This is a genomic window from Pseudomonas sp. HY2-MNA-CIBAN-0224 (assembly GCF_040310285.1).
Classification (GTDB): domain Bacteria; phylum Pseudomonadota; class Gammaproteobacteria; order Pseudomonadales; family Pseudomonadaceae; genus Aquipseudomonas; species Aquipseudomonas helleri.
In genome coordinates this window covers 1-285 of sequence record NZ_JBEOPQ010000391.1, presented here as the reverse complement: position 1 = coordinate 285, position 285 = coordinate 1, and the positions used below count along the sequence as shown (strand labels likewise).

At 45.3% G+C, this 285-nt stretch carries 1 pseudogene; it reads right to left on the bottom strand.

Going from position 1 to position 285, the window contains the following annotated elements:
- Positions 1–246, bottom strand: a pseudogene (locus AAEZ03_RS26875) (peptidase); the annotation flags it as partial.
- Positions 247–285 lie beyond the last annotated feature (39 nt).

Below are 285 nucleotides of genomic sequence, written 5' to 3'. Positions count from 1 at the left end.
AAACAGTGTCGCGACGGTATGTAAGCTGCTCTCAGAACGCAGGTTGATATCGGTTTTTAACTTATTAAAGACCGCTTGTGAGGTAGCAAGGCTGCCAGCGGTCTGTAGCACCATAAAACGTTCGCCTTCAACGCCGTATTGGTAGAGTTTTCTAAACGTCGAGATATGGTCAATGCCAGCGTTGGTACGGGTGTCACTCGCAAAAACCATCGCGTCTTTTAGACGAATAGCGGCGCAGTAAGTCATAAAAAATCCTTATCTCAATAAGCAGAATCGATATTGATC